Origin of the sequence: Borrelia turicatae 91E135, from assembly GCF_000012085.2 — a bacterium.
In the GTDB taxonomy this organism is placed as follows: domain Bacteria; phylum Spirochaetota; class Spirochaetia; order Borreliales; family Borreliaceae; genus Borrelia; species Borrelia turicatae.
The window spans coordinates 1-5,106 of record NZ_CP019363.1; the positions used below are offsets into that span (position 1 = coordinate 1).

Annotated in this window: 6 protein-coding genes; 5 read left to right on the plus strand and 1 reads right to left on the minus strand. The window is 26.3% G+C overall.

Going from position 1 to position 5,106, the window contains the following annotated elements; genetic code table 11:
- Positions 1–279 precede the first annotated feature (279 nt).
- Complete coding sequence (locus BT0_RS04545) at positions 280–915, plus strand: hypothetical protein (RefSeq protein ID WP_088895096.1); 636 nt, start codon at positions 280–282, stop codon at positions 913–915.
- 1,528 nt (positions 916–2,443) lie between these two features.
- Here BT0_RS04545 and BT0_RS04550 read toward each other — a convergent pair.
- Positions 2,444–3,031 carry a plasmid maintenance protein gene (locus tag BT0_RS04550; protein ID WP_088895097.1) on the minus strand — a complete coding sequence of 196 codons (588 nt, stop codon included), beginning with the start codon at positions 3,029–3,031 and terminating at the stop codon, positions 2,444–2,446.
- Positions 3,032–3,248: 217 nt separating this feature from the next.
- Here BT0_RS04550 and BT0_RS04555 point away from each other — a divergent pair, with 217 nt between their 5' ends.
- The 4 genes from BT0_RS04555 to BT0_RS04570 are packed head-to-tail and all read left to right on the plus strand — an operon-like array spanning position 3,249 to position 5,070.
- Positions 3,249–3,479: a hypothetical protein gene (locus BT0_RS04555; RefSeq protein WP_088895098.1), complete on the plus strand. Its 231-nt coding sequence runs from the start codon at positions 3,249–3,251 to the stop codon at positions 3,477–3,479.
- Positions 3,480–3,481: 2 nt separating this feature from the next.
- Positions 3,482–3,745: a hypothetical protein gene (locus tag BT0_RS04560; protein WP_236842859.1), complete on the plus strand. Its 264-nt coding sequence runs from the start codon at positions 3,482–3,484 to the stop codon at positions 3,743–3,745.
- Positions 3,742–4,509, plus strand: a complete 768-nt coding sequence (locus BT0_RS04565; RefSeq protein ID WP_088895100.1) for a ParA family protein — start codon at positions 3,742–3,744, stop codon at positions 4,507–4,509. The genes BT0_RS04560 and BT0_RS04565 overlap by 4 nt, the downstream gene beginning before the upstream one ends.
- Positions 4,510–4,554: 45 nt before the next feature.
- Positions 4,555–5,070 carry a chromosome replication/partitioning protein gene (locus BT0_RS04570; RefSeq protein ID WP_088895101.1) on the plus strand — a complete coding sequence of 172 codons (516 nt, stop codon included), beginning with the start codon at positions 4,555–4,557 and terminating at the stop codon, positions 5,068–5,070.
- Positions 5,071–5,106: the final 36 nt, after the last annotated feature.

The window sequence follows — 5,106 nt, forward strand, 5'->3', positions numbered from 1 at the left end:
CTTTAACCATTTATAAGAAGCTTTGAGCAAGCAATTTTCTCAAAGCTTCTTATAAATGGTTAAAGGTTAAAGATAAATTAAATTTATCACAAACCAGCAAAAAAACAATATCAAATATAAAAAATAATGATTCCGGGTAAAAGGGTGTCAATCTTATGTTAAGCAAACAAAGAATTCATACTAAAAAATCACCAGCTATTTGTATCGGTTCTTATTTAATATATATTATAATAATGTATGGGGTCAAAGCAAAACTTTTTGATCCCAAAAGGATATGGGATGGAAAATATTAAACAAGATAATATTCAAGAAAAAAAATTGCCTATGATACTGAATTATGATAATTATATGACCGAGGGTAATCGGGAAACCTTTTTTGGTAATTCTCAGTATGAGGCAAATTACAAAGCCAAAGTTGATGGATTTATAGTCGATTTCTTCAAAATACCTAGAAGTTTAAAGAGTAAATATGCGATCAATATCAAGTGCTTAAGTAGTCCGGATCTTCCATTTGGCAATATTGCAATGAATTGCATAAATACCTTTAAACTAATTATTGATATCATCAATATGCAAACGGGTAAAACCTATGATTATGATGAATTTATTGCAAGGACAGAAACAGATAAAATGCTTCAGTATGGTGCAAAATTAATATCAGCACTTTCAAGACATTTCGATGAGTCTAATGGAACTAATTACAGTGAAGGCTATTATGAATGGGAAAAAGGGTGGATAGACAAAAAATGGATCGATTATGAACCAAGTGCCTTAGAGATTAAAAAAATGCAAGAATTGAATAAAAAAATAAACCAAGAATTAAACTTTAGAAATAAGAAAAGAAAAATTTCTACATTACAAACAGGTCAAATGAGACTTTTAAAAGCAATAAAAAACCTTGATCATGATTTCTAACACAAGATAATAAGTGTAATGTAGTTAATCGAAATATATCTAAATTTACAATGGTAAACATCGGTGACAACTTACAAATATTAACTATTATTAACTTATTTATACTTGCTTGCATAGTCAATTGTTGCAATATTATGTGAATATTCGGTTTTGACGTTGAATATAATAAAATTGTTTAAAAATATTTACAAAATTAAAAAAATAAAATAATATTATAAACAGATATAAATGCGGTAGAAAGCATTCTATCAACAGTCCCCAACACTCCTATCAATCCTCTCCAAAACAAGACATAGGAGTAGGGACTTTCTTTTCTTATATTCTAAATAAAATCTATTCTTAACAAAAGAGATTTCAAATTAAGCATACAACATGTCTATCTTAATTCCCAATATATTCAAAAATTTTTTAGTATAAAAATGTAACCCTCAAAAAATTATAGTTAAGACTTCTTATCCACATCCCCCAAATAAATATAAGGCAAATTATAAATGTTTCACTTGTAAATAAGCTATCATTAAAGTGGTAAATACTTATACGGCTCGAAATCCCAAAGTTATTGATAAGCATTGGTACATCTATTTAAAATTTTGAGGAAAAAATATTAGCAATATTTTAGAAAAACTTGAAATGGTTAATTTTTGAACTAATAATTGATTATTAAATATTCTCCTTTTTTAAAATTAAAAGAATTTATTATCAATATTTACTTCATACCATACATTCTTTTAAATAATCCCCTTCCCCAAGGGGTTTTCTTTTTATTTGTATAATGGGAGGAAATTGTTTATTTCGTACACACCTTATTCACTCAAAGAATTTTAATTAGAACATTTTATCTGCAGGTATTTTTTAGAAATCCTTTTGTACTCCAAGTAGGAATACATATCAATTTTAATAATCTTTACTTACCAAGAGACAATTAAAGATTTCTAATTTTGACAAATAATTACTTGATTTTAGTACCCATTCATTTTCTGAAAAATTTTGGGGAATAAGGTGATATTTTTATTTATAAAGGCAGTGTTTCTGTTATTTAATTTAAATACACATACCTTAAATTCCTTTGACTTTAAGGCAGTATGAGTGTGTTTTACTTAGTATTTAGTAATGACTTTAAGATGACCCAATAAGTAAGTATAATCTTATGATGATATTAATCTTTTTGCGAAATTTATAACGCCTTAACAAAAGGTTTCCTTTGGTGAGAGAATGACCTTTATTTCTTGTTGATCTCGTTGGGACTACTGAAAAATAACATGTTATGTTAATTATTTGTACAAATTTTTTTATTTTTAGTTCAAAAAGTTTGCTTATTTGATATAGAGAGTCTTTTTTGTCTTTATTATTATTGTCAGTATAAGTTTAGTTTATTATGTTTGTTTTTATGTTCTTCCTTTCAAATTTCGGATATTACAAAGGCTCTTAGGTTTTTAGGAAACTTCTTAAGTTTATACTTGTAGTTATTTTTTTCCTCTTTGTTCTGGCTTATGTATTAATTTTTTCATTTCTTTGTTTTGTTTTACTCTTATATTTTGACCGTTTTTTGTTGTTTACCTTTGTGTAACATGTATTTTCCCAATATCTTTTCTACTGTTTGCTGTTGTTCATCCCTTTTTATTCTCATTTTTTTCTTATTATTTATATTATTATTTATATTATTATTTATATTATTATATACACTGCTATTTTTTGTTCTATTTTTTTGTTCCGTTTTATTTTTGATTTTTTCCTGTTTGCTTAGTTTATATATGATATTGAATGTTCTTTCTAATAGTTCTTCTGTTGAATTGAGTATTTGCTTTAATATTTGATATGCGTTTATTTTTGGCATGTACTTTATTTTTGAGCCTTTGTATTCCCCAAGTCTTATTATGAATGTTTTTATTACATTGTTTTTTTTGAGGAAGCCCAAATCTTTTTGTAATGTTTTCATTTTAATGACCGCATAACCTTCTTTTTTTAAAAAAAAGTTAGCCAAGTTAAGTATGTCTTGTTGGTTATATCCTAACTTATTTTTGTTTAGATATTTTAAGATGGAAATTAGTTTTATTAGTCTAACTTGATTTTTCTTGAGTTTGCTGTTATTATATAAAAAGAAATTTAAATTTTTCATCGATTTATCCTTTATTTCAGTTTGTTTAAGACCTTGATTTTTAGGTCTTTTTTGTCTCTATGTTTAAAAAACAAAATCAACATAATTTATATATATACTAAAAAAGTTATTTTGTCAATTTGATTTACAAAATGATGTTCATAGTTTATAATAAATTTAGTTATATTAGACAATAATTTGTGCTATTAATGAAAACTTATTTAGGAGATAAAATGTTGTGCGAATTACATTAAATTTTTTAAATTCTTTAAAAAATTTGAAAGAATTTTCAAAGGAGATGGGATATAGTGATTCTTCTTATCTTTCGAGATATATAAAAAAAAATAAAATTGAAGGTGTAATTTCTTCTAAAGACTTGTTTTTTAAGAAAAGGGAGTTGCTTTTAAGTGAAGAGGCCCAAAATCTTATTAAAGGCAAGCTAAAGAAAGAATGGCAAAAAGGTAGTTGAGTTTGGCAGAGACAACAGATTTGAAAAAATTTTTCATTGAATATGAGGGAAAAAAATATTATACTCCTCTTTTTTTGGCTAAAATTAATAATATTTCTTATTTTACAATAAAAAATAAGATTAAAAAGCTCAATATCTCAATTAAAGCAAAAGATATTGGTGTTGTTAATTCTTTGTCTGAGGAACTTTTAATTGCTGAAGATAATTTAGATAAACTTTTTTATGATAAGAGGTTTAAGTGTTTAGATTCTAGGGGTATGAGGTGAGAGATATTATAACAATCTCTTCAATTAAGGGTGGCGTTGGTAAGAGTGTAACGGCAATAATGTTGGGATTTATTTTTTCTAAAAAGTATAAAACTTTACTTATAGATATTGATTCTCAGGCCAGTGTTACTTCTTATTTTCTTCCTTATTTTGAAAACAAAATCGATATAAGAGAATATAATATTTACGAAGTATTAAAGTCTAAAAAGTCTTTTATGAGTATTGTTCATGAAATAACAGATAATTTGCACTTTGCCCCATCACATATTAAGCTTTCTCAATTTTCAGGAGAGAATATTATTGGGCAGGAGTATAAGTTGAAAACGATTTTGACCCCTTATTTTGATGATTATGATTATATATTAATCGATACCCCCCCATCGGTTAATAAAGAGCTTATTAATTCTTTGATGATTGCTACCAAGGTTGTTATTCCTTTACCAGCAGAGCTATGGGCAATTGAAAGTTATGATATTTTGAAAAGTAAAATGCAAGAGATTATTAGTGCTTATCAGAAACAGGATTTTAAGAGTTATTATGTTATTCAAACTCTTTATGAGGAAAATAGAAAAATAAAGAAAGAATTTTTCTATAGCTTGCAAAAACTTTATCAAGAGTATGTTCCGATTAAAATTCACAGAAGTGTTGCTATTCAGAAAATGATTACTTATAGATTAGAGCCTCAGGAAAGTGAACGATATTATAATGAATATTTAAAGGTTGCTGAAGTTATTGAAGGTGTTGAAAATATAAAAACAACATAAATATTTGTAAACTAGTTTACAAATATTTATGTTGAAGGAATAAAGATGAAAATGGATATACTTAGTACTATTAAAAGCAGGGTAGGAGATGTTTCTCAAGTTGAGGATGTTTCCGGCAAAGAAAAGGCCCGATCAAGGTATAGACAACTTAAAGAGGAAATTAAGGCTCGGACTTTAGAGGAAGTTGTTAATAAACTGGAATTAGCCAAGGCGCTTTATGAGATAAAGAAGAATAAATTATACAGGTTTGATGGATATGATAGTTTTTATGAGTTTTGTTTAGATTATAAATTTAGTAGAACTATGATATACAGATATATTAAAATAGGTGCTTATTTAGAAAATGAAAATGTAAGTGAGCAAGATGTTATGCAGAGTTCTTTGAATAAAATTATTAATGATATAAGAGTTAAGAGAACCTCTTCAGAGTGCAAACCCGTTATTGTTAGATTTAATTTAGAGGATAAGGAGAAGCAATTGATTCTTGTGAAAAACAAGCAAAAACTTGAGAAGTTTTTGCTTGAATATTTGTTGGATAATTGGGAATCGTTTATGATATAATTGACTAAAATTTATACTAAAAATTAATTAATATAT

Bases quoted from the DNA above. Each gene is read 5' to 3' on its own strand.
- BT0_RS04545 (WP_088895096.1), top strand. From the start codon at position 280: ATGGAAAATATTAAACAAGATAATATTCAAGAAAAAAAATTGCCTATG.
- BT0_RS04550 (WP_088895097.1), bottom strand. From the start codon at position 3,031: ATGAAAAATTTAAATTTCTTTTTATATAATAACAGCAAACTCAAGAAA.
- BT0_RS04570 (WP_088895101.1), top strand. From the start codon at position 4,555: ATGAAAATGGATATACTTAGTACTATTAAAAGCAGGGTAGGAGATGTT.